We start from the raw sequence: 23,164 nt of genomic DNA, 5'->3' as shown, positions 1-23,164 counted from the left end.
GCACGGACATGGCTCTTAGCAAAAGACAACTGTTCCAGAAGCGCCGCATGCGCGTCCGGAGCAAACTCCGCAAGGTCAACGCTGGTCGCGTTCGCCTTTCGGTTCACCGCTCGAACAAGAACATCTCTGTTCAGCTGATCGACGACGTCAACGGCGTCACCCTGGCTTCCGCCTCCTCGCTGGAGAAAGACCTGGGTGTTGTCGGCAAGAACAACGTCGAGGCGGCCACCAAGGTCGGCACGGCGATTGCCGAGCGCGCCAAGAAGGCCGGTGTGAGCGAAGCTTACTTCGACCGCGGCGGCTTCCTCTTCCACGGCCGCGTCAAGGCTCTGGCCGACGCTGCCCGCGAAGGTGGTCTGAAGATCTGAGGCTAGTGGTGCGTGCAAGCACGCACCCTACCACGACACCGTAGGGTGCGTGCTTGCACGCACCTTACCCTTGAGGGCCACTGGCCCCGATGATCCGGGAGCGTTCCGCAAAGACCTCACCTGGATTGGCTAACCCGGGCCTCTTGGGCCCACGATGAACAAAGGAGAGCCCATGGCTCGTGAAGATAACCGCCGGGACCGCCGCGACCGCGACGAAGCCCCGGAATTTGCAGATCGCCTTGTCGCGATCAACCGTGTGTCCAAGACCGTCAAGGGTGGTAAGCGCTTCGGCTTCGCAGCCCTCGTCGTCGTGGGCGACCAGAAGGGCCGCGTCGGTTTCGGCAAAGGCAAGGCGAAAGAGGTCCCCGAGGCCATTCGCAAGGCCACCGAGCAGGCGAAGCGCCAGATGATCCGCGTTCCGCTGCGCGAAGGCCGCACTCTGCACCACGACATGGAAGGCCGTCATGGCGCTGGCCGCGTCGTGATGCGCACAGCCCCGACCGGTACCGGTATCATCGCCGGTGGTCCGATGCGTGCCGTGTTCGAAATGCTGGGCATCCAGGACGTCGTCGCCAAGTCGATCGGCTCGCAGAACCCCTACAACATGATCCGCGCAACGCTGAACGGTCTCCAGAAAGAGTCCTCGCCCCGTCAGGTGGCTCAGCGTCGTGGCAAGAAAGTGGCTGACATCCTGCCCAAGCGCGACGACGCGCCGGCGGACAGCTCCCACGTCGCCGAGGAGGCCTGATCCATGGCTACTATCGTTGTGAAACAGATCGGTTCCCCGATCCGCCGCCCCGAAATCCAGCGCAAGACGCTGATCGGTCTGGGCCTGAACAAGATGCACAAGACCCGCGAGCTGGAGGATACCCCCTCCGTCCGCGGCATGATCAACAAGATCCCGCATCTGGTCGAGATCGTCGAAGAAAAGGCCTGAGGGTCGGCGGGGCAGACCCGTACTTCGCAAGCATTTGAGCACCCCGGTCGGAAACGGCCGGGGTGTTTCCTTTTCGTCAGGGGCTTGTCCTTCTCCGACATCGGGGCGAGGCTGAGGCCGCAAAAGGACAAGCGATGACCATCCCCGAAACGGCCTTTATCCACCATCCAGAGCTGAAGGACCTGATCCGCGACCCGGAGCAGAGCTTCTTCCGGGATCTGAACCTGGACGAGGTGGATGCCCGCATGGCCGAGCGCGGCGTGCCGATGCCGTGGCGGCGCACGGATGAGGATCGGGAGGCCAACCGGCGGACCTTCCTCGAGGGGCATCAGGGGCCGGTCTGGATCTTCGCCTATGGCTCGCTCATGTGGGATCCGGCGATCCTCTTCGACGAGGTGCGCCATGCGCGGATCGTCGGCTATTCCCGCTCCATGTGTCTGGTCGATCGACGCGGGGCCCGGGGATCGGCGGAGGCGCCGGGGCTGATGGCGGGGCTGGCCCCCGGCGGCACCTGCGACGGCCTGGTCTTTCGGATCCCGGAAGAACTGGTGGAGCAGGAGACGGAGCGGCTTTGGCGGCGGGAGATGATCGCCCATGCCTATTATCCCGACTTCGCGCAGGCCGAGACGGCCGTGGGGCAGGTCCGCGCGCTCTGCTTCGTGGCGGATCCGGCAGCCGATATGATCGACACCGCGCTGAGCCATGAGCAGCAGGTCACCTATATCTCCCGTGGCGAGGGGTTTCTGGGCACCAGCCTGGAATACCTGGAAAACATGCTGGCGCAGTTTGAGGCGATGAAGGTCGACGATCCGGCTCTGCAGGCGCTGCTTAGGGATGTCCAGCGGGAAAGGGCGGCGGGTCAGGGCGGCCGGTCGGGGACTTAACCCGGCAGTCCGATCCCAGGCTCGTACAACCGACCGTAGATCGGGCAGCCGAGCGTCGCATTCAGGGCTTCGACCAGTTCCTCGACCGTGTCGGCCTTAACGTAGAGGCCGCCGGACATGTCGGCGAGGCAGCGGGCGACAGTGTCGTCGCGCAGGTCGGCCTCCTGTTCGGGATTGTTCCAGGTCCAGAAATCCACCACGGCGCGAAAGCCGATGACATGAATGGTCAGGTCCCGCGCTTCCCCCGCCAGCACCGCCGCCGTTTCGCAGGGCCGCCCGCCGCAGGTTTCATTGCCATCGGTCACCACAACGACCACGCCGGGCCGGTTGCGATGATCCAGAACTTCTGCGGCGGAGCGCACGGAATTGGCAAGGGGCGTCAGCCCGCCGGGCGAGAGCGCCTCCACCGCGTCGATGATGGGCTGGGCGGCATCGGGCCGGGGTCCGAAGCGGATGTCGATGCCCGAGCAGCTGTCGCCCGTATTGGGGCCGTAGATCAGCAGCCCGACGCGGCGATAGGGGGCGACCTGGGGCATGGCGCGGGCGATGGCCTGCCGGGCTTCGGCGATGCGGGTGACCTGCTGAAAATCAAAGCCGAACTCGACCATGGAGCCGGAGCCGTCGAAGACCAGCATGGCATCGGAGGCACAGTCGCCGGTCGCATGCAGGGCCGGGGCGGTGCAGGCCAGAAGGGCGGCCAGACAGGTGGATTTCAGCGGGCTCATGGCCAAGTTGACCATGGGTCAGCCCGCAAATCAATTCACGTTCGCGCCGGAGGCGATCCCGGGGCGCTGCGGCGGGGGAATTGCGCGCTTGAAACCGGGGGGCGAAGGGCATATACGCGCCCGGTGGCCGTGGGCGTGAGTCTGCGGTGCGCATCATGAAAACCAAGAAATGCCGTGTCCCCTCCGCATCGCTTCGGGAGGGTGTTCCGGCCAAGGAGAAGCGATATGAAACTGCACGAACTGCGTGACAATCCCGGCGCAACCAAAAAGCGGATGCGCGTCGGTCGCGGCCCCGGCTCTGGCAAGGGCAAGATGGGTGGCCGTGGTATCAAGGGTCAGAAATCCCGGTCGGGTGTGGCCATCAAGGGCTACGAGGGCGGCCAGATGCCGCTCTACCAGCGTCTGCCCAAGCGCGGCTTCAACAAGCCGAACCGCAAGGAATTCGCCGTCATCAACCTGGGCATCATCGCCAAGTTCATCGAGGCGGGCAAGCTGGACGCGGGCAACATCACCGAGGATGCGCTCGTTGCCTCCGGTGCCGTGCGCCGCAAGCTGGACGGTATTCGCGTTCTGGCAAAGGGTGAGCTGACCACCAAGGCGACCATCGAGGTCACCGGTGCCTCCAAGGCGGCCATCGAGGCTGTCGAGAAGGCCGGCGGCTCGCTCAAGGTCACGGCTGCAGCCGCAGCCGAGTAAGTGGTTGTGGGCGGCGCATTGGCCGCTTACATAACCACAAGTTTTCCAATAGCGCCGCCGTGCCGGAAGACCGGTCCGGCGGCGTTTGTCTGAAAGAGAGACCCGCATGGTATCTGCAGCAGAACAGATGGCGGCCAACACCAGCTGGGCCGCGCTCGGCAAGGCGACCGACCTGCGCAACCGCATTCTATTCACCATCATGCTTTTGATCGTGTACCGCCTGGGCACGTGGATCCCGGTACCGGGCATCGACGGCGCGGCGCTGCGCGAGTTCATGGAAGGTGCGGGGCAGGGGATCGGCGGCATCCTGTCGATGTTCACCGGCGGCGCGCTTGGCCGTATGGGCATCTTCGCCCTGGGCATCATGCCCTATATCTCGGCCTCGATCATCGTGCAGTTGCTGGGCTCCATGGTCCCGGCACTGGAACAACTGAAGAAAGAGGGCGAGCAGGGCCGCAAGAAGATGAACCAGTACACGCGCTACGGCACGGTGGCACTGGCGACGCTTCAGTCCTATGGTCTGGCCGTGTCCCTGCAGAGCGGGGATCTGGTTCAGGCGGATATCCCGCACTGGTTCTTTATCGCGACCTGCATGACCACGCTGATCGGGGGCACCATGTTCCTGATGTGGCTGGGCGAACAGATCACCGCACGGGGCCTCGGCAACGGCATCTCGCTGATCATCTTCGTCGGCATCATCGCGGAACTTCCCGCAGCCCTGGCACAGTTCTTTGCCTCGGGTCGCTCGGGTGCAATCTCTCCGGCCGTGATCGTGGGCGTGATCGTGATGGTGGTGGCCACCATTGCCTTCGTCGTCTTCATGGAACGCGCGCTGCGCAAGATCCACATACAGTACCCGCGCCGCCAGGTTGGCATGAAGGTCTATGACGGCGGCTCGTCGCACCTGCCGATCAAGGTGAACCCGGCGGGCGTGATCCCGGCGATCTTCGCCTCCTCGCTGCTGCTGCTGCCGGTCACGATCTCGACCTTCTCGGGGAATTCGACCTCTCCGATCATGTCGACGGTGCTTGCCTATTTCGGGCCTGGCCAGCCGCTTTATCTCCTGTTCTTCACGGGGATGATTGTCTTCTTCGCGTATTTCTACACGTTCAACGTGGCCTTCAAGCCGGACGATGTGGCGGACAACCTGAAGAACCAGAACGGCTTTGTTCCGGGTATCCGTCCGGGGACGAAAACGGCGGAATATCTGGAGTATGTGGCCAACCGCATTCTCGTGCTGGGTTCGGGTTACCTTGCGGCAGTTTGTCTCCTTCCGGAGATTCTGCGTAGCCAACTGGCGATCCCTTTCTATTTTGGCGGCACCTCGGTCCTCATCGTCGTTTCGGTGACGATGGATACGATCCAGCAGGCGCAGTCGCACCTCCTGGCGCACCAGTATGAAGGGCTGATCGAGAAATCTCAGCTGCGCGGCAAAGGCAGCCGTCGTGGCAAGCGGAAAGGGGCAGCGCGCCGATGACCAACATTATTCTCCTCGGACCGCCGGGCGCGGGCAAAGGCACTCAGGCGGCTCGGCTGGTGGAAAAGCGGGACATGATCCAGCTGTCCACGGGCGACATGCTGCGGGCGGCCCGGACCTCCGGCACCGAGATGGGCAAGCTGGTCGCCGGCGTGATGGACCGGGGTGAGTTGGTGACGGACGAGATCGTCATCGGGCTGATCCGCGAGAAGCTGGAAGGCGAGGAAAAGGGGGGCTTCATCTTCGACGGATTCCCCCGCACCCTGGCCCAGGCGGATGCGCTGGAGGCGCTGATGGCGGAGATGGGCAAGACGCTGGATTGCGCGATCGAGCTGAAGGTCAATGACGAGGTCCTGGTGGACCGCATCGTCGGCCGCGCCCGGGATGCCGCCGCTGCCGGACAGCCGGTTCGCGCGGATGACAACGAGGAAAGCCTCAAGATCCGTTTGATGGAATATTACAAGAAGACTTCGCCGCTTCTTGGCTACTATTACGCGAAGGGCAAGCTGCAGGCAGTTGACGGTCTTGCGGAAATGGATGCTGTGGAAAACTCCATCGCGGCGCTGCTCGACGCTTGATCCTGACTCATAAGTGGAATCTTCAGGTCCCCGCCGCACAGCCTGTGTCGGCGGGGATTTGCTTTTTCGCGGGTGTTTCTTCACGGTTCCCCATTGATACATTCACGTTAAGATATATGTTGCCCGGAGAAGGAGGCGAGACGATGAGCATGTTCAGACGTGACAGCCCGTCGACCGGACCCGGCAGTCCGAGGGTCGTGGGGTTCTACGAAAAGGCGACCGGCAGCGTGCAATACGTGGCCATCGACGAAGCGACCAGGACCTGCGCGCTGATCGACGTGGTGCTGGATTTCGACCCGCGCTCCGCCGCGACCGGGACCGACAGCGCGCAGGAAATCCTCGACTTCGTGCAGGGCGAGGGGCTGGAGGTTGCCTGGATCCTCGACACGCATCCCCATGCCGACCATCTGATGGCCTCCGCCTGGCTGAAGGCGAAGACCGGCGCACCGGCCGCCATCGGCGAGAAGGTGCGCGAGATCGCGACCCTCTGGGCCGGGATCTACAACCTCCCCGAAACCTTCGACCCGGACCGGGATTTCGACCGGCTCTTTGCCGATGGCGAGACCTTCCCCCTCGGCTCGCTGGAGGTGAGGGTGATGCTGACGCCCGGCCATACGCTCGGCTCCATCACCTATGTGATCGGGGACGCGGCCTTCGTGCATGACACGTTCATGCATGTGGACAGCGGCACCTCCCGCGCCGACTTTCCCGGCGGCAGTTCAGAGGTTCTGTGGACATCGCTGCAAGCGATTCTGTCCCTGCCGGACGCCACACGGCTCTTCGTCGGCCACGACTACCCGCCCGTCGATGACCGCGAGGATCCGGCGTGGGAGGCGACGGTGGCCGACCATCGCGCCCACAACAAGCATATCGGCGGGGACGTGACGGAGGCGGAGTTCCGCAAGCTGCGGGACGAGCGCGACGCGACCCTGCCGCTGCCAGACCGGATGCTGCACGCCCTGCAGGTCAACCTGCGCGGCGGCCGCCTGCCGGAACCGGAGCCCGACGGCAAACGCTATTTCAAGATCCCCGCCAACGCATTTTGAGGAGACCGAGATGGAAATGCAGACGACCGACGCAGGCGAGATCGAGGTCTGGACCCCGGAGGAGGTGAACGCCGCCCTCGACCGCGGCGAGATCGCGCTGATCGACGTGCGCACCCCGCAGGAATACATGTTCGAACATATCGAAGGTGCGCTTCTGCTGCCGATGTCCTTCTTCCGCGCGGACCGGCTGCCCAGCCAGGAGGGCAAGCGCATCGTCTTCTACTGCGGCTCCTCCATGCGCTCCGGAAAGATGGCGGAAAAGGCGCTGGCGGCGGGCTATGCGCCGGTCGCGCATCTGCAGGGCGGGTTCGGCAAGTGGAAAGAGGCAAAGATGCCCTATATGGGGACGGACATGGCGACCGGGGCGCCCAAAACTGTCACGCCCTGACCGAACCCCTTTCCGGTGTGGCCGGGCTGTGGTAAATTCCCGAAACGGCGCGCGGGTGCGGGCCGTCAATGAGCACGAAACCGCGACCGCGCGGTTTTCGTGCAAAAAGCACGTTTCGGGTCTTGACCCGACCCCCATTCACTTCTACCACGCGCTATCTCGCGACAGGGCCGATTCCGGCCCCGAGTCGCGTTTGCATATGACCGGCGGTCGGCAACGTGCCGCCGTGTTGTGAAAAAAGGGCCTGGGACTACGGGCTCGCAACAAAAGGAAGATACCCATTGGCACGTATTGCCGGCGTTAACATCCCGACTGCAAAGCGGGTTCCGATCGCCCTCACCTACATCACCGGTATTGGCCCCTCCTCCGCGAAAGCGATCTGCGAGGCGACCAACATCGACCTGACCCGCCGGGTCAACGAACTCTCGGATGCCGAAGTGCTGGCCATCCGCGAACATATCGACGCGAACTTCACCGTCGAAGGCGACCTGCGCCGTGAAACGCAGATGAACATCAAGCGCCTGATGGATCTTGGCTGCTACCGTGGCCTGCGCCATCGCCGCAACCTCCCCGTCCGCGGTCAGCGGACCCACACCAACGCTCGCACCCGCAAAGGCCCCGCAAAGGCCATTGCCGGCAAGAAGAAGTAAGGGGAGACCGCAGATATGGCACGTGATACCCGCCGCGTTAAGAAGAAGGTTTCCAAGAACATCGCCGCTGGCGTTGCGCATGTGAACTCTTCGTTCAACAACACCAAGATCCTGATCTCCGACGTTCAGGGCAACGCCATTTCCTGGTCTTCGGCCGGGACCATGGGCTTCAAGGGGTCGCGGAAATCCACGCCCTACGCCGCCCAGATGGCTGCCGAAGACGCGGGCAAGAAGGCCCAGGAACACGGTGTGAAGACGCTGGAAGTCGAAGTTCAGGGCCCCGGTTCGGGTCGTGAATCCGCGCTCCGCGCCCTGGCTGCCGTCGGTTTCAACATCACCTCGATCCGTGATGTGACCCCGATCGCGCACAACGGTTGCCGCCCGCCGAAGCGTCGCCGCGTCTGATCGCAGGCAAGCATTGAGGGGGCCGCGTATCTCGCGGCCTCCTGTCGTCATTTTTACCTCGGGTGTTTCGTCCTTAGGGACATGGGGGCGGAACGAGCATGGAGGGACGTACATGATCCACAAAAACTGGGCAGAACTAATCAAGCCGACGCAGCTGGACGTGAAGCCGGGCTTCGACCCGTCGCGTCAGGCGACCGTCGTCGCTGAACCGCTGGAGCGGGGCTTCGGCCTGACGCTTGGCAACGCGCTGCGCCGCGTTCTGATGTCGTCGCTGCAAGGCGCGGCCATCACCTCGGTTCAGATCGACAATGTTCTGCATGAATTCTCCTCCATCGCCGGTGTGCGCGAGGATGTGACCGACGTGGTTCTGAACCTCAAGGGCGTCTCTCTGCGCATGGACGTCGAAGGGCCGAAGCGCCTTTCGGTCAATGCCAAGGGCCCGGGTGTCGTGACCGCTGCGGAAATCTCCGAAAGCGCGGGCATCGAGGTTCTGAACAAGGATCATGTGATCTGCCACCTCGATGAGGGGGCGAGCCTGTTCATGGAACTGACGGTCAACACTGGCAAGGGCTATGTCCCCGCGGACAAGAACAAGCCCGAGGATGCGCCGATCGGCCTGATCCCGATTGATGCGATCTATTCGCCGATCAAGAAGGTGTCCTATGACGTGCAGCCGACCCGTGAGGGCCAGGTGCTGGATTATGACAAGCTGACCATGAAGATCGAGACGGATGGCTCCATCACGCCGGATGACGCCGTGGCCTATGCCGCGCGGATCCTGCAGGACCAGCTGTCGATCTTCGTCAACTTCGACGAACCGGAATCGGCAGGCCGCCAGGACGAGGACGACGGGCTGGAATTCAACCCGCTTCTGCTGAAGAAGGTGGACGAGCTGGAACTTTCCGTGCGCTCGGCCAACTGCCTGAAGAACGACAACATCGTCTATATCGGCGACCTGATCCAGAAGACCGAAGCCGAGATGCTGCGCACCCCGAACTTCGGCCGCAAGTCGCTGAACGAGATCAAAGAGGTTCTGTCGGGCATGGGTCTGCACCTTGGCATGGATGTTGAGGACTGGCCGCCGGACAATATCGAGGACCTCGCCAAGAAGTTCGAAGACCAGTTCTGACTGGTCTTCGACCCCGGACCTGATCCGGGGTCTCGTACCTGAAGTGATGGGTGCCAAGCACCCATCCTACGCAACCCGGTAGGATGGGTGGTTCCCACCCATCTTGCCACCGTCGGTAAAAATACCGACGTCGCACCGACGTGATACCCACGTATGACCGACGTGCAAAAACGGGCTCCGCGCTTCGCCTCGCGAAACGCCTGCCCCAAGGAGAGCCGGTGACACGCATCACCGGCCGGACAAAGCAAAACCGCCCGTAGAGGGCACCTGATTGGAGAAAGAAAATGCGTCACGCAAAAGGCTACCGCCGCCTGAACCGCACCCATGAACACCGCAAGGCGCTGTTCGCGAACATGGCCGACTCGCTCATCGAACATGAGCAGATCAAGACCACCCTGCCCAAGGCGAAAGAACTGCGCCCGATCGTCGAAAAGATGGTCACAATGGCGAAAAAAGGCGACGTGCATTCCCGCCGCGTCCTGGCCTCCCGCCTCAAGCTGGATGCCTCTGTCACCAAGCTGTTCGACGTTCTGGCCCCGCGCTATGCCGACCGTCCCGGCGGCTACATCCGCATCATGAAAGCCGGTTTCCGCTATGGCGATATGGCGCCGATGGCGATCATCGAATTCGTCGACCGTGACGTCGACGCCAAAGGCGCAGGCGACAAGGCCCGCGTCGCGGCAGAAGAAGCCGGCGAAGAGTAATTCGTCCCTTCTTTCAGAGATTTAAGGCTCCTGTCGCCCGGCAGGGGCCTTTTTCGTGTCAGCAGTCTTCTGCGCGGTCCTTGCGTTTTGCCCGACCGCTCCGCATATCTTCGCGTGATGAAACGCTTTGCCACTTTCTGCCTCGCCGCGATGCTGAGCGTCGCCCCGCTGGTTCCCGCCTGGGCCGAAGGGCTGGTGCCGCGCAGCCGCGCTGAAATGGCGCTGAGCTTTGCGCCGGTGGTCCGGGCGGCGACGCCTGCGGTGGTCAATATCTACGCCAAACGCGTCGTCGCCGCGCGGCAGTCCCCCTTTGCCAATGACCCCTTCTTCCGGGATTTCTTTCAGAATTTCGGTCAAGTCCGCCCGCAGGTTCAGAACTCGCTCGGCTCCGGCGTGGTGCTCAGTGCGGATGGAATCGTCGTGTCGAACTACCATGTGGTGGGTCAGGCCGAAGACATCCGCGTCGTGCTGAACGACCGCCGCGAATTCACCGCCCGGGTGCTGCTGTCGGACGCGGACTCCGATCTCGCCATCCTGCAGATCGAGGATGCGCCGGGGGATATGGCCCATCTGGACCTGCGCGACAGCGATGATGTCGAGGTGGGCGAATTGGTGCTGGCCATCGGCAATCCCTTCGGCGTCGGGCAAACCGTCAGCTCCGGCATTGTCTCTGGCCTCGCGCGGTCGGGCGCGGCCATGGGCAACGGGCGGGGCTATTTCATCCAGACCGATGCGCCCATCAACCCGGGCAATTCCGGCGGCGCGCTGGTGGATACGAACGGCGATCTGATCGGGGTGAACACCTCGATCCTGACGCGCTCGGGCGGGTCCAACGGCATCGGCTTTGCCATCCCCGCCGCGCTGGTGGCGCAGTTCGTGGCCCAGGCCAAGCAGGGCAAGAGCCGATTTGAACGCCCCTGGGCCGGGATTTCCGGGCAGGAGGTCGATGCCGCCATGGCCGAGACCCTGGGGCTTGACGTGCCGGGCGGCGTGATCGTCGCGCATCTGCACCCCGAAAGCCCCTTTGCACAGGCCGGGATCGACGTGGGCGATGTGATCCGCGAGGTCGACGGACTGGCCGTCAACACCCCGCCGGAGATGATCTTTCGCATGTCGGTCGCGGGTCTCGGGGCCAAGGCCAGGGTTGGCTTCTATCGCAATGGCAAGGACCGGGAGGTCACGGTGCAGCTGATCGGCGCGCCGGAAACCCCGCCGCGCAACCCCGTCACCACGGGGCGCGACAGTGCGCTGCCGGGCTTGCGTTTGGAAACCATCAACCCTGCGGTCGCCGAAGAACGCGGGCTGCCGGGAGAGGCGACGGGTGTGCTGATCGTCGATCCCGGTCTGGTCGGGGCCCGCGTGGGACTGCTGCCGGGGGATGTGATTCAGGCGATCAACGATGTGCCGGTGGTGCGGAGCGAAGCTCTGGCGGAGGTGCTGTCGTCGGTGACGCGGCGGCTGGAGATCGGGCTATTGCGGCAAGGACGGCAGATGGTGCTGCGTCTGCGGCTCTGATGGCGGATCTCTTCGATCAACCGGGTGCGGAAAGCACCGCGCCGCGCCCCCTGGCGGACCGGCTGCGCCCGCGCACCCTGGGCGAGGTGATCGGCCAGCCGCAGGTGCTGGGCGAGGAGGCGCCGCTTGGGGTCATGCTGGCCTCCGGCTCTCTGTCGTCGCTGATCTTCTGGGGGCCGCCGGGCGTGGGCAAGACCACCATCGCGCGGCTGCTGGCGGATGAGACGGATCTGGAGTTCGTCCAGATCTCCGCGATCTTTTCCGGCGTGGCTGAGCTGAAGAAAGTGTTCGAGGCCGCCCGGCAACGTCGCCGCGCGGGGCAGGGGACCCTGCTTTTCGTGGACGAGATCCACCGCTTCAACAAGGCGCAGCAGGACGGCTTCCTGCCGTATATGGAGGACGGGACGATCCTGCTGGTCGGGGCGACGACCGAGAACCCCTCGTTCGAATTGAACGCCGCGCTGCTGTCACGCGCACAGGTGCTCGTACTGGAGCGACTCGGCCCCGACGACATGGAGCTGTTGCTACAACGGGCGGAGGCCGAGATCGGCCGTGACCTTCCGCTGCAACCGGAGGCGCGCGCGGCGCTGAAGGACATGGCGGATGGCGATGGCCGGGCGCTGCTGAACCTGGTGGAGCAGGTCGCCGCCTGGAAGGTGTCCGCCCCGCTGGATCGCGACGCCCTGTCGGCGCGGCTGATGCGGCGGGCGGCGAAATACGACAAATCCGGTGAGGAACACTACAACCTCATCTCCGCCCTGCACAAATCGGTGCGCGGTTCGGACCCGGATGCGGCGCTCTACTGGTTCGGGCGGATGCTGGCGGGGGGCGAGGATCCGCGCTTCCTGGCGCGGCGCATCACCCGCATGGCGGTGGAGGACATCGGGCTGGCCGATCCGCAGGCGCAGGCGGTCTGTCTCGACAGCTGGAACACCTATGAACGGCTCGGCTCTCCGGAGGGGGAGCTGGCGCTGGCGCAGGCGCTCGTCTACATCGCGCTCGCGCCGAAATCCAACGCCACCTATGTCGCCTACAAGGGCGCGATGGCCCTGGCCCGCAAAACCGGCAGCGCCATGCCGCCCAAACATATCTTGAACGCGCCGACGGGCATGATGAAGGATCAGGGCTACGGCGCGGGCTATGCCTATGACCATGATGCAGAGGATGGGTTTTCGGGGCAGAACTACTTCCCCGATGGTGTGACACGCCCCGACCTCTATCAACCGGTGGAACGCGGATTCGAGCGGGACCTGAAGAAACGGGTCGAGTATTTCAACAAGCTCCGCGCCAAGCGGCAGGACGACTGAGCCGCCCTTCATCGTTCCATAAATACTCCGGAGGGCGCGGCCGCGCGGGGGCAGCGCCCCCGTCGACCTTCGCGATTTGCACCTCCGCTGAACAAACGGGGCGATGTCTCACCCGGCTGCCGCCTCCCGTAACGAGCGCACCGCAAACAAAGCTCAGACCAGCCCCCCCTCCACGCCGCCTGCATTGACTCCGCCCCGATCCGGGGCCATGACCGCGCCATGATCCAGAACCTAATCCAGGTCGCCATCGGCGGCGCGCTCGGGGCATCGGGCCGGTATCTCGTCGGGGTGGCGGGGCTGCGGCTGATGGGGCCGGGCTTCCCCTGGGCGACCATGGTGGTGAATATCCTCGGTTCCTTCGTCATGGGGGTGCTCGTGGTGACGCTGGCGCATCTGTCGGCCAACAAGTTCGCGCCGTTCCTGATGACCGGGCTACTGGGCGGGTTCACGACATTTTCGGCCTTTTCGCTGGATGCGGTGACGCTCTGGGAACGCGGGGCGACGGGGCAGGCCGTTGGCTATGTGGCGGTGTCGGTGGTGATGTCGCTGGCGGCGCTGGTGGCGGGGCTATTACTGGCGAGGTCGCTGACATGAGCGGTGTGCAGATGATCACGGTGGCGGCAGAGGACGAGGGGCAGCGGCTGGACCGCTGGCTGCGGCGTCTGTTCCCCCAGGTGACCCAGGGCCGGATCGAGAAGATGTGCCGCAAGGGCGATCTGCGGGTCGACAAGGGGCGGGTCAAAAGCGCGCATCGACTGGCTGCGGGCATGGTCGTGCGTGTGCCGCCGATCCCCGATGGCGAGGCGAAACCGCCCAAGCCCGCGACGGAGATCTCCGAGGCCGACCGCCGGATGATCCAGAGCTGCGTCCTGTGGAAGGACGACCATATCATCGCGCTCAACAAGCCGCCGGGCCTGCCGACGCAGGGCGGCAGCAAGCAGACGCGCCATGTGGACGGCCTGTCGGAGGCGCTGCGCTTCGGGTCGGAGCAGAAGCCGCGGCTGGTGCACCGGCTGGACAAGGATACCTCCGGGGTGCTGCTGCTGGCCCGCACGCGCGAGGCGGCGCAGGGTCTGACCGCGGCGCTGCGCCATCGCGAGACGCGCAAGATCTACTGGGCGCTCGTTGCAGGCGTGCCGACCCCCTATCTGGGCGAGATCCGCTTCGGCCTGGTCAAGGCGCCGGGGCACGGCAAGTCGGGCGAGGGGGAGAAGATGATCGCGGTGCATCCGCGTGAGATGGACCACACCCCGGGCGCCAAGCGGGCGCATACGCTTTACGCCACGCTCTACCGCGTGGCGAGCCGGGCCGCCTGGGTGGCGATGGAGCCGCTGACCGGGCGGACACACCAGCTGCGCGCCCATATGGCCGAGATCGGGCATCCGATCATCGGCGATGGCAAATACGGTGGATCGGGTCAGGAGAACCTGGGCGATGGCTGGGGCGCGCAACTGGGCGGGGTGATCTCGAAGAAGTTGCACCTGCATGCGCGGTCGATGACCTTTCTGCATCCGGTGACGAAACGGCCGGTGACGGTGACCGCCCCGCTGCCCGACCATATGGCGGACAGCTGGGAGACCCTGGGCTGGACCGAGGACCTGGCGGCGGATGATCCGTTCGAGGCGCTGCGCTGATGCGGCTGGTGGTCTTTGACGTGGATGGCACGCTGGTCGACAGCCAGGGTGATATCGTGGCCTCCATGACCTCGGCCTTTGGCGAGGCGGGGCTGGTCGTGCCGCCGCGCGAGGCGATCCTGAGCATTGTCGGCCTCTCGCTGCCCCATGCCATGGCGCGGCTGGCGCCGGAGGTGGCGGAGCGGACCCGCACGCAAATGGTCGAGGCCTACAAGGCCGCCTATCACCAGCTGCGGGTCGCGGGTGGTGCTGCCTCCAGCCCGCTCTATCCGGGCATTCGCGAGGTGGTGGAAGCCCTGGCACTGGAAGAGGAAATCCTGCTGGCCATCGCCACAGGCAAATCTCGGCGCGGCCTGTTGGCGCTGCTCGACAACCACGGCTGGCAGAAGACCTTTGTCAGCCTCCAGGTCGCGGATGATCATCCCTCGAAACCGCATCCCTCGATGCTGATGACGGCGCTGGCCGAAACGGGCGTTGATGTGGATCGGGCGGTGATGATCGGGGACACGACATATGACATGGAGATGGCCGGATCGGCGGGCATGCCGTTCCTGGGCGTGTCCTGGGGCTATCACGCGCCCTCGGTCCTGACGGGCGCGCGCGGGATTGTCGCCCGGGCCGCCGACCTGCCTGCCGCCATAGACGCGGCGACCGGAGGACACTCATGAGCGAATGGGCGCCAAAACGGTTCTGGAAGATCACCGAGGTCTCCGAAGAGGCGGGCGGCTATGCCGTGACGCTGGACGGGCGACCAGTGCGGACCCCGGCCAAGGCCCCGCTGATCGTGCCGACCCGCGCCCTGGCCGAGATGATCGCGGCGGAATGGGACGCGCAGGAGGACAAGGTCGATCCGCGCGGGATGCCGGTGACTCGGGGCGCGAATGCGGCGATCGACAAGGTGGCCGTGCAGCACGCCGAGGTGGCCGATATGCTGGCCGCCTATGGCGACAGCGATCTGCTGTGCTATCGCGCCGACAGTCCGGCGGAATTGATTGCCCGGCAGGCGGCAGGCTGGGACCCGCTGCTGGACTGGCTGGCGGCGCACTACGGCGTACGGCTGGACCCCCGCACCGGGATCATGCCCGCGCCGCAGTCCGAGGCCGCGCTGGCGCGGTTGCGGGCCGAGGTGCACGGGATGGATGCCTTTGAACTGGCGGCCTTCCATGATCTGGTGAGCCTCTCGGGATCGCTGGTGATCGGCCTTGCCGCGACTTGCGATGTGCAACCGATCGAGGATCTCTGGGCCCTGTCGCGGATTGACGAGCACTGGCAGGCGGAGCAATGGGGCGTGGATGACGAGGCCGCCGAGGCGGAGGAGATCAAGCGCCGGTCCTTCCTGGACGCCAAGCGATTCTACGATGCGTTGCATCCCTCGACGTGAGGGGCGGGGGGTTGGCCCACAGGCTATAGGCAGATTTGCCTACAAAAAACGGGGGGACCGGGGGCGAAGCGCATTTCCGCTTCAAATGACTCTAGGTCAGCCGCGGATCGTTCGGTTTTCTTTATGAAAAGCTTGACCGTTTGGAATGAATCCCCCCAAACTCCTGCCATGCTGAAGGGAGGACACCCAACAGTAATCCAAACGGTACCTTAGGGGGACCGTATGAACCGCCCGCACTCAAGGGTGGGCAAACAGGAAGAGGTTAATATGAAAAAATCCGTTTTCTTGGGCGCGCTGACCGTTGCCGGTCTGGCCGCCGGTGCAGCCGCCGCTGCGACGCTTGACGATGTCAAGGCGCGCGGCAAGCTGAACTGCGGCGTGACCACCGGCCTGGCCGGTTTCGCAGCGCCGGACGCCAACGGTGAATGGGAAGGCTTCGACGTTGCGGTCTGCCGTGCGGTTGCCGCGGCGATCTTCAACGATCCGAGCGCCGTCGAATTCGTTCCGACCACCGGCAAGACCCGCTTCACCGCGCTTGCCTCCGGCGAAATCGACATGCTGGCCCGGAACACCACGTGGACCTTCTCGCGCGATGTGGACCTGAAGTTCACCTTCGTCGGCGTGAACTACTACGACGGCCAGGGCTTCATGGTCCCGAAAGAGCTGGGCGTGTCCTCGGCAAAGGAACTGGACGGCGCGACCGTCTGTATTCAGACCGGCACCACGACCGAGCTGAACCTTGCGGACTTCTTCCGCAAGAACAACATCAGCTATGAGCCGGTTCCGATCGAAACCAACGCCGAGGCGCAGCAGCAGTACCTTGCCGGTGCCTGCGACACCTACACCACGGACGCCTCCGGTCTGGCGGCAACCCGTGCCACCTTCGAAGATCCATCGGCGCATGTGATCCTGCCCGAGATCGTCTCGAAAGAGCCGCTCGGCCCGCTGGTTCGCCATGGCGACAGCGAATGGGGCGATATCGTTCGCTGGTCGCTGAACACCCTGATCGCAGCCGAAGAGCTGGGCATCACCTCCGAGAACGTCGAAGAGATGGGCGCATCGGCCGGCAACAACCCGGAGATCAACCGTCTGCTGGGCACCGAGGGCAACCTGGGTGAGATGCTGGGCCTCGACGCCGCATGGGCGAAGAACATCATCATGGCCGTCGGCAACTACGGTGAGATCTTCGAGGACAACATCGGCGAATCGACCGCAATCGGCCTGTCGCGCGGCCTGAACGCGCAGTGGACCAACGGTGGCCTGCTCTACGCACCGCCGTTCCGCTAAGGACAGCAGGGAAGGGCGCGGCGCAGGTCGCGCCCTTCTCACTTCCAGCGACCGGGAGAAACCCGGCGCTCAATCACCGGCCAACCGCGCAACAGACGCACCGAAGAACAGGCCGGAGAACGGGGAAATTTCATGACCACCTTGACCGACCCTCCTCAGGCGTCGTTCCGGCTTTCTATGCTGCTGAACGACACGCGGTATCGTTCGCTGACGCTACAGGCGATCACGGCCATCCTGCTGGCCCTCGCGATCTGGTATCTGGCGGACAACCTGATCAAGAACCTGCGCGCCGCGGGGCTGAACATCGCCTTTGATTTCCTCGGCAATCCGGCCGGGTATGACATCAACCAGACGCTTATCGACTATTCCAACCAGTCCTCGCACGGGCGTGCCGCGATCGTCGGTATTCTCAATACCATCCTCGTCGCCTTTCTGGCCTGCGTCACCGCCACCATATTCGGCGTGCTCGCCGGGGTTCTGCGCCTCTCGAACAACTGGCTCATCCGCAAGCTGATGGCCGTCTATGTCGAGATCTTCCGCAACATTCCCGTTCTCATCTGGATCATCATCATCTTCACCATCATGACCGCGGTCATGCCGGGGGCCCGCGCCTATCTGGGCGAGGATCCGGAAAAGGACATGCTGCTGGGGCTTTTCGCCTTCACCAACCGCGGCGTCTATGTGCCGGCTCCGATCTGGAACCCGGGCTCGGGCGTCGTCGTGGCGGTCTTCCTTTTGTCGATCGCGGGGGTCTTTGCCTATCGCCGCTATGCGACCAAGGTGCTGTATTCGACGGGGCGTTTGCTGCCCATGGGCTGGCCCTCGCTATTGATCCTCTTCGTGCCGGTGGTGCTGGCCTATTTCCTGATGGGGCAGCCCATTGGGCTGGACCGGCCGGATCCGCTGGCCAACCGGTTCAACTTGCGCGGCGGACTGCAGATCGGCGCGCCACTGATCGCGCTGTGGTTCGCGCTGTCGATCTACACCGGTGCCTTCATCGCGGAAAACGTGCGGGCCGGCATCCTTGCCGTCAGCAAGGGCCAGTCCGAAGCGGCCTCCGCCCTGGGTCTGCGCCCGGGCCGGGTGATGAACCTGGTGGTTCTGCCGCAGGCGCTGCGGGTCATCATCCCGCCGCTGATCTCGCAATATCTGAACATCACCAAGAACTCGTCGCTGGCCATCGCTGTTGGCTATGCGGACATCACGGCGACCCTGGGCGGCATCACGCTGAACCAGACCGGCCGCGCGATCGAATGCGTGCTTCTTCTGATGCTCTTCTACCTGACGATTTCCCTGCTGATCGCCGCGTTCATGAACGTCTACAACGCCTCGATCAAACTGAAGGAGCGCTGAGCCATGTCCGATACCCATGCTCAATCCGTCGCCTTCGTGCGTGATACGCAGATCCCCCCCTCGCCGCCGCCAGCGTCCGAGGTGGGGCCGATCAAGTGGATGCGCGAAAACCTGTTCGCGACAATCCCCAACACGATCCTGACGGTGGTCGCGCTTTACGTCATCTACGTGATCCTGGCCAAAACGCTGCCCTGGATGCTGAACGGCGTATGGACCTCGTCCAGCCTGACGGAGTGTCGCGAAGCCCTGGAGGGCGCCACGGGCGCCTGTTTCGCGGTGCTGAGCGAACGCTGGCACCAGCTACTTTACGGGTTCAAATATCCCTACACGGAATACTGGCGCCCCAATCTGACGTTCCTGCTGTTCGTCTTTGCCGTCGCGCCGATCCTGTTCTACCGGCTTCCGCGCAAGCTGTTGCTGGGAACGGCGCTGTTTCCCTTCGTGGCCTATTGGCTGATCTGGGGGGGCACGATCCTGATCCCTCTGGTGGCGCTGGCAGGCTTTGTCGCGGGGGCTGCGGTCTATCAGCGCCTGGTGGCCGGCAGTTTCGCCATGGGCTTCTTCGGGGGTGTGGCCGTGGCGCTCATCGTCTGGGTGATCGGTGGCAAGCTGATCCCCGAGAGCATGTCCGACAATGCCCTGCTGATGGCGGTTCCTTCGCGCGATCTGGGCGGCTTCATGCTGAACTTCATGCTGGGCGTGACCTGTGTGTCCCTGTCGCTGCCCCTTGGCATCGTTCTGGCGCTTGGTCGGCAGTCCTCCATGCCGCTGATCAAGTGGATCTGCGTGATCTTCATCGAATTCATCCGCGGCGTGCCGCTGATCACGCTGCTGTTCGTGGCGTCGGTGATGCTGGCCTACTTCTTCCCGCCGGGCACGACGACCGACCTGTTCCTGCGGGTCGTGATCATGATCACCATGTTCGCCTCGGCCTATATCGCCGAGGTGATCCGGGGTGGCCTCGCCGCGCTGCCGCGCGGGCAGTATGAGGCGGCCGACAGTCTGGGTCTTGATTATGCGCAGGCGATGCGGCTGATCATTCTGCCGCAGGCGCTGAAGATCTCCATCCCGGGGATCGTCAACGTCGCCGTGGGTCTGTTCAAGGATACGACGCTGGTCTCGGTCATCTCGATGTTCGACCTCGTCGGCATGATCCGGGGTCCGATCCTGGCCTCGACGGAATGGAGCGGCGTCTACTGGGAGCTGTTCGGCTTTGCCGCGCTGCTGTTCTTTGTCGTGTGCTACGGCATCTCACAATACTCGCAATGGTTGGAGCGCCAGCTCGCAACCGACCACCACTAAGGAGTGGCCGCAATGAATGAAGCAACGACACAGACCACCGCTGTCGATCTGAAGGTCTCCGACGAGGTGGCCATCGAGATCAGCAACATGAACAAGTGGTACGGAACCTTCCATGTGCTGCGCGACATCAACCTGACGGTGAACCGGGGCGAGCGGATCGTTATCGCGGGGCCGTCCGGGTCGGGCAAATCGACCATGATCCGCTGCATCAACCGGCTGGAGGAACACCAGCAGGGCCGGATCGTCGTCGACGGGACGGAGCTGACGTCGGATCTCAAGAACATCGACAAGATCCGGTCGGAGGTCGGCATGTGTTTCCAGCACTTCAACCTCTTCCCGCATCTGACGATCCTCGAGAACTGTACCCTCGCGCCGATCTGGGTCCGCAAGGTGCCCAAGCGCGAGGCCGAGGAAACGGCGATGCATTTCCTGGAGAAGGTGAAGATCCCGGAACAGGCCGACAAATACCCCGGCCAGCTGTCCGGTGGCCAGCAGCAGCGGGTGGCGATTGCCCGGTCGCTCTGCATGCGGCCGCGGATCATGCTGTTTGACGAACCGACCTCCGCGCTCGACCCCGAGATGATCAAGGAGGTGCTCGATACCATGATCGAGCTGGCCGAAGAGGGGATGACCATGCTCTGCGTCACGCATGAGATGGGCTTTGCCCGTCAGGTCGCGAACCGCGTGATCTTCATGGATCAGGGCCAGATCGTGGAGCAGAACGAGCCCGAAGAGTTCTTCAACAACCCGAAGAGCGAACGGACCAAGCTGTTCCTGAGCCAGATCCTGGGGCATTGATACGCCTTACGGTGCCTTGGACGGGCGCCTTTGGCAAAAAGACCGGCGGGGCCTGTCCCCGCCGGTTTTTCATTCAGAGCGCCTTGCCGATCAATGTGTGGCGGTCTTGGAGAGGAAGTTCAGTACCACGACCCCGGCAATAATCAGCGCCATGCCGATGGCCCCCCAGAGGTCGACCTTCTGACCGAAGATCAGCCAGCCCGAGGCGGCGACCAGCACGATGCCCAAGCCGGACCACATCGCATAGGCCGTGCCGATCGGGATGAACTTCAGCGTCAGCGACAGGAAGTAGAAGGCCACCGCGTAGCCCAGCACGGCCACGATGGACGGGGAGAGGCGCGTGAAGCCCTCGGTCGCCTTGAGGGCCGATGTGCCGATCACCTCTCCGACGATGGCGATGGTCAGGTAGATGTAGGGCATGTCGGCCTCCGGTGTTGACGAAGGATCGGTATCAGCGCCGTGCGGAACTGTCACGCGGATGCGAATGCATGACCGGTTTCTCGATCAGCTCTTCTCGTCCTTGCCGATCAATTCGCGCGGAGTGATGAAGTTCACCACCCGGGAGGTGCCGAAATGCCCGGCCTTCCAATCGACCATGGGGATATCGACGATCAGCGTCGCCCCGGTCGGGAAATCGGCAAAGCGGCCATGAGGGGGCGGGGTGGTGACGAGGCGCTGTGCAAAGTCCGCGATGCCGGGGTTATGCGCCACCATCAGCACGCAGGCGCCCTCTGCCTCCTGCATGGCCTCTAGCATTTTGTCGGCGCTGGCCATGTAGAGATCGGGCCGCACCTGGATTTCCCCGCCCAGTTTCAGGCGTTTGCAGGTTTCCCTGGCGCGCACCGCGTCGGAGCAGAGGGTCAGGTCCGGGGTGATGCCTATGTCCTGCAGCCATTTGCCGATGGCCTTGGCGGATTTCCTGCCGCGCTTGTTCAGCGGGCGATCGTGGTCGGACAATTCCGGATTGGACCAGCTCGATTTGGCGTGACGCAGCAAGATGAGACGTTTGACCATGGTTCCGAAACACTCTTCCTACAGAAACCGCGACATGTGATATGCCGAGTGCTCATGCAGCCTGCCATAGTTCCTTCCGATCGGGCAAGCGCGACGTGCCTTGCAACCCTTTGACATGCAGTCGAAACCCGCATCGGTTTCCAGGAAGGCCTTGCAGCGCGGCACGTCATAGGCCCCGGTGGCGAAGGCGTCGACAGGGCAGGCGGTCCGGCAGGGCTGATCGGGGCAATTGTCGCAGGGGCGTGCACAAATGGGTGGGGCCGGTATCGCCTCCGGCAGGGCCAAGGCGCCGCGGAAGGAGAGAAAGAGCCCCGCGTGCGGATGCACCATCATCCCTATGGGCGAGGAATGGACCCGCCCCGAGGCCAGGGCCCATTTGATGAAGGGATGAAAGGGTGGGCTGCCAAAGGGGAAGAGAGGTGTGGCGCCTACCTCCTCCGCCCATTGCGTGATGACGCGCCTGGACCAGCGATCCATCGGGTCGGGATCGCCGTCGCGGAATTCGGGCGTCGCCTGAAAGGCGGGCCAGAAGGCCGGTTCATGCGGTGACAATAACAGAAGGGTGCGGCTGCCCGGGGGCAGGTCATCCCGCGCGGCACATGCTTCGGCGTCCAGCCCGGCCGTGATGGTCAGCAGGCGGGCATTGGCGGCCTGCTCCATCTCATGACCGTCGGGCAAGGGTCAGTCGGCCCGGATCAGCGACCCGGCACCATGTTCGGTGAAGAGTTCCAGCAGGGTGGCATTCGGGGCGCGGCCATCCAGGATAACGACCGCCCGCACACCACGGTCGATGGCGTCCAGGGCGGTCTGCGTCTTGGGGATCATGCCCCCCGCAATCACGCCGTCCGCCGTCATCTGGCGTATCTGCCCGGCCTTGAGTTCGGTCACGACCTCGCCGTCCTCGTTCTTGACCCCGGCGACATCGGTCAACAGCAGCAGCCGGTCCGCCCGGAGCGCCCCCGCGATTGCGCCGGCGGCGGTGTCGCCATTGATATTGTAGGTCTCGCCATTGCGGCCCATCCCGAGGGGTGCGATGACCGGAATGATGTCGGCCTTGAACATGGCGTGCAGGATTGTGGTGTCCAGTTCCACCGGCGTGCCGACCAGCCCCAGATCGGGGTTGTCGGGTTCGCAGATCATCAGCTTGGCGTCCTTGCCAGAGAGGCCCACGCCCTTGCCGCCCATGTCGTTGATAGCCTGCACGATGCGCTTGTTCACGCGGCCGGAGAGGACCATCTCCACGACCTCGACGGTGGCCTCGTCAGTGACGCGCTTGCCGTTGACGAAGGTCGATTCGATCTTCAGCCGCTCCAGCATCTCGTTGATCATCGGGCCGCCGCCGTGGACGATCACCGGGTTCACCCCGACCTGGCGCATCAGGACGATGTCACGCGCAAAGACCTCCATCGCCTCGTCATCGCCCATGGCATGGCCGCCGAATTTGACGACGACGATCGCGCCTTCGTACCGCTGCAGATAGGGCAGCGCTTCGGAAAGGGTGCGGGCGGTGGCGATCCAGTCGCGGTTCATTGTCTGTTTTCTCATCATAAGAGCCCCCGGGGTCTCTGCTTTGATAGGCTGCACGC

General features: G+C 64.1%; 28 protein-coding genes. 23 read left to right on the top strand and 5 right to left on the bottom strand.

Features of this window, described 5'->3' with window-relative positions; genetic code table 11:
* The first annotated feature begins 8 nt into the window (after positions 1–8).
* From rplR to ACFC2Y_RS09265, 4 genes are all read left to right on the top strand, one after another.
* A complete protein-coding gene (gene rplR, locus ACFC2Y_RS09280; protein ID WP_375174771.1) occupies positions 9–368 on the top strand; it encodes a 50S ribosomal protein L18 in 360 nt (119 codons plus the stop codon).
* A 172-nt stretch (positions 369–540) separates the two neighbouring features.
* Entirely contained in the window at positions 541–1,116 is a 576-nt protein-coding gene (gene rpsE / locus ACFC2Y_RS09275) for a 30S ribosomal protein S5 (RefSeq protein ID WP_136636916.1), read from the top strand.
* Positions 1,117–1,119: 3 nt separating this feature from the next.
* Positions 1,120–1,305 (top strand): 50S ribosomal protein L30, encoded by a 186-nt coding sequence (gene rpmD, locus ACFC2Y_RS09270; RefSeq protein ID WP_009805798.1) that lies wholly within the window; start codon positions 1,120–1,122, stop codon positions 1,303–1,305.
* Between the two features lie 134 nt (positions 1,306–1,439).
* Entirely contained in the window at positions 1,440–2,189 is a 750-nt protein-coding gene (locus ACFC2Y_RS09265; RefSeq protein WP_375174772.1) for a gamma-glutamylcyclotransferase, read from the top strand.
* On the opposite strand, the gene ACFC2Y_RS09260 is transcribed toward ACFC2Y_RS09265, so the two are convergent.
* On the bottom strand, positions 2,186–2,929 hold the full coding sequence (locus ACFC2Y_RS09260) for a VWA domain-containing protein (RefSeq protein ID WP_375186433.1): 744 nt from the start codon (positions 2,927–2,929) through the stop codon (positions 2,186–2,188). The genes ACFC2Y_RS09265 and ACFC2Y_RS09260 overlap by 4 nt on opposite strands.
* Before the next feature lie 210 nt (positions 2,930–3,139).
* Between ACFC2Y_RS09260 and rplO the strand changes: the two genes are divergently transcribed.
* The 19 genes from rplO (at position 3,140) to ACFC2Y_RS09165 (ending at position 20,564) form a co-directional block, all read left to right on the top strand.
* Complete coding sequence (gene rplO, locus ACFC2Y_RS09255) at positions 3,140–3,610, top strand: 50S ribosomal protein L15 (protein ID WP_375174774.1); 471 nt, start codon at positions 3,140–3,142, stop codon at positions 3,608–3,610.
* A 106-nt stretch (positions 3,611–3,716) separates the two neighbouring features.
* Positions 3,717–5,087 (top strand): preprotein translocase subunit SecY, encoded by a 1,371-nt coding sequence (secY, locus tag ACFC2Y_RS09250; RefSeq protein WP_375174775.1) that lies wholly within the window; start codon positions 3,717–3,719, stop codon positions 5,085–5,087.
* Positions 5,084–5,665, top strand: a complete 582-nt coding sequence (locus ACFC2Y_RS09245) for an adenylate kinase (protein WP_375174776.1) — start codon at positions 5,084–5,086, stop codon at positions 5,663–5,665. The genes secY and ACFC2Y_RS09245 overlap by 4 nt, the downstream gene beginning before the upstream one ends.
* Positions 5,666–5,808: 143 nt before the next feature.
* The gene (locus ACFC2Y_RS09240) at positions 5,809–6,711 is read left to right on the top strand and encodes an MBL fold metallo-hydrolase (protein ID WP_375174777.1); all 903 of its coding nucleotides are present in this window, start codon (positions 5,809–5,811) and stop codon (positions 6,709–6,711) included.
* A 10-nt stretch (positions 6,712–6,721) separates the two neighbouring features.
* A complete protein-coding gene (locus tag ACFC2Y_RS09235; RefSeq protein ID WP_375174778.1) occupies positions 6,722–7,099 on the top strand; it encodes a rhodanese-like domain-containing protein in 378 nt (125 codons plus the stop codon).
* 281 nt (positions 7,100–7,380) lie between these two features.
* A complete protein-coding gene (rpsM, locus tag ACFC2Y_RS09230) occupies positions 7,381–7,749 on the top strand; it encodes a 30S ribosomal protein S13 (protein WP_375174779.1) in 369 nt (122 codons plus the stop codon).
* Positions 7,750–7,764: 15 nt separating this feature from the next.
* The gene (rpsK, locus tag ACFC2Y_RS09225; RefSeq protein ID WP_375174780.1) at positions 7,765–8,154 is read left to right on the top strand and encodes a 30S ribosomal protein S11; all 390 of its coding nucleotides are present in this window, start codon (positions 7,765–7,767) and stop codon (positions 8,152–8,154) included.
* Between the two features lie 112 nt (positions 8,155–8,266).
* The gene (locus ACFC2Y_RS09220) at positions 8,267–9,283 is read left to right on the top strand and encodes a DNA-directed RNA polymerase subunit alpha (RefSeq protein WP_375174781.1); all 1,017 of its coding nucleotides are present in this window, start codon (positions 8,267–8,269) and stop codon (positions 9,281–9,283) included.
* A gap of 284 nt (positions 9,284–9,567) precedes the next feature.
* A complete protein-coding gene (rplQ, locus tag ACFC2Y_RS09215) occupies positions 9,568–9,987 on the top strand; it encodes a 50S ribosomal protein L17 (protein WP_375174782.1) in 420 nt (139 codons plus the stop codon).
* 117 nt (positions 9,988–10,104) lie between these two features.
* Entirely contained in the window at positions 10,105–11,502 is a 1,398-nt protein-coding gene (locus ACFC2Y_RS09210; RefSeq protein ID WP_375174783.1) for a trypsin-like peptidase domain-containing protein, read from the top strand.
* On the top strand, positions 11,502–12,809 hold the full coding sequence (locus tag ACFC2Y_RS09205) for a replication-associated recombination protein A (RefSeq protein WP_375174784.1): 1,308 nt from the start codon (positions 11,502–11,504) through the stop codon (positions 12,807–12,809). Before ACFC2Y_RS09210 ends, ACFC2Y_RS09205 begins: the two co-directional genes overlap by 1 nt.
* Before the next feature lie 219 nt (positions 12,810–13,028).
* Entirely contained in the window at positions 13,029–13,403 is a 375-nt protein-coding gene (gene crcB / locus ACFC2Y_RS09200) for a fluoride efflux transporter CrcB (RefSeq protein WP_375174785.1), read from the top strand.
* Entirely contained in the window at positions 13,400–14,443 is a 1,044-nt protein-coding gene (locus ACFC2Y_RS09195) for an RluA family pseudouridine synthase (RefSeq protein WP_375174786.1), read from the top strand. Before crcB ends, ACFC2Y_RS09195 begins: the two co-directional genes overlap by 4 nt.
* Positions 14,443–15,111 (top strand): HAD-IA family hydrolase, encoded by a 669-nt coding sequence (locus tag ACFC2Y_RS09190; RefSeq protein ID WP_375174787.1) that lies wholly within the window; start codon positions 14,443–14,445, stop codon positions 15,109–15,111. The genes ACFC2Y_RS09195 and ACFC2Y_RS09190 overlap by 1 nt, the downstream gene beginning before the upstream one ends.
* Positions 15,108–15,824 carry an ATP12 family chaperone protein gene (locus ACFC2Y_RS09185; protein ID WP_375174788.1) on the top strand — a complete coding sequence of 239 codons (717 nt, stop codon included), beginning with the start codon at positions 15,108–15,110 and terminating at the stop codon, positions 15,822–15,824. Before ACFC2Y_RS09190 ends, ACFC2Y_RS09185 begins: the two co-directional genes overlap by 4 nt.
* A gap of 267 nt (positions 15,825–16,091) precedes the next feature.
* On the top strand, positions 16,092–17,111 hold the full coding sequence (locus ACFC2Y_RS09180) for an amino acid ABC transporter substrate-binding protein (RefSeq protein ID WP_375174789.1): 1,020 nt from the start codon (positions 16,092–16,094) through the stop codon (positions 17,109–17,111).
* Positions 17,112–17,243: 132 nt separating this feature from the next.
* A complete protein-coding gene (locus ACFC2Y_RS09175; RefSeq protein WP_375174790.1) occupies positions 17,244–18,464 on the top strand; it encodes an amino acid ABC transporter permease in 1,221 nt (406 codons plus the stop codon).
* A 3-nt stretch (positions 18,465–18,467) separates the two neighbouring features.
* Entirely contained in the window at positions 18,468–19,766 is a 1,299-nt protein-coding gene (locus ACFC2Y_RS09170) for an amino acid ABC transporter permease (RefSeq protein ID WP_375174791.1), read from the top strand.
* A gap of 12 nt (positions 19,767–19,778) precedes the next feature.
* A complete protein-coding gene (locus ACFC2Y_RS09165; protein WP_375174792.1) occupies positions 19,779–20,564 on the top strand; it encodes an amino acid ABC transporter ATP-binding protein in 786 nt (261 codons plus the stop codon).
* 90 nt (positions 20,565–20,654) lie between these two features.
* Here ACFC2Y_RS09165 and ACFC2Y_RS09160 read toward each other — a convergent pair whose 3' ends face one another.
* The 4 genes from ACFC2Y_RS09160 to argB all read right to left on the bottom strand — a co-directional run bounded on the left by ACFC2Y_RS09160 (position 20,655) and on the right by argB (position 23,123).
* Positions 20,655–20,984, bottom strand: a complete 330-nt coding sequence (locus ACFC2Y_RS09160; protein WP_375174793.1) for a DMT family transporter — start codon at positions 20,982–20,984, stop codon at positions 20,655–20,657.
* Between the two features lie 84 nt (positions 20,985–21,068).
* Positions 21,069–21,578, bottom strand: a complete 510-nt coding sequence (locus tag ACFC2Y_RS09155; RefSeq protein ID WP_375174794.1) for a histidine phosphatase family protein — start codon at positions 21,576–21,578, stop codon at positions 21,069–21,071.
* An 18-nt stretch (positions 21,579–21,596) separates the two neighbouring features.
* Positions 21,597–22,256 carry a ferredoxin gene (locus tag ACFC2Y_RS09150; protein WP_375174795.1) on the bottom strand — a complete coding sequence of 220 codons (660 nt, stop codon included), beginning with the start codon at positions 22,254–22,256 and terminating at the stop codon, positions 21,597–21,599.
* Between the two features lie 3 nt (positions 22,257–22,259).
* On the bottom strand, positions 22,260–23,123 hold the full coding sequence (argB, locus tag ACFC2Y_RS09145; RefSeq protein WP_375174796.1) for an acetylglutamate kinase: 864 nt from the start codon (positions 23,121–23,123) through the stop codon (positions 22,260–22,262).
* Positions 23,124–23,164 lie beyond the last annotated feature (41 nt).

It is taken from the genome of Pseudooceanicola sp. (assembly GCF_041987405.1).
GTDB lineage: Bacteria > Pseudomonadota > Alphaproteobacteria > Rhodobacterales > Rhodobacteraceae > Pseudooceanicola.
The sequence above is the reverse complement of the archived record's forward strand: the minus strand, read 5'-3'. Positions and strand labels throughout refer to the sequence as shown.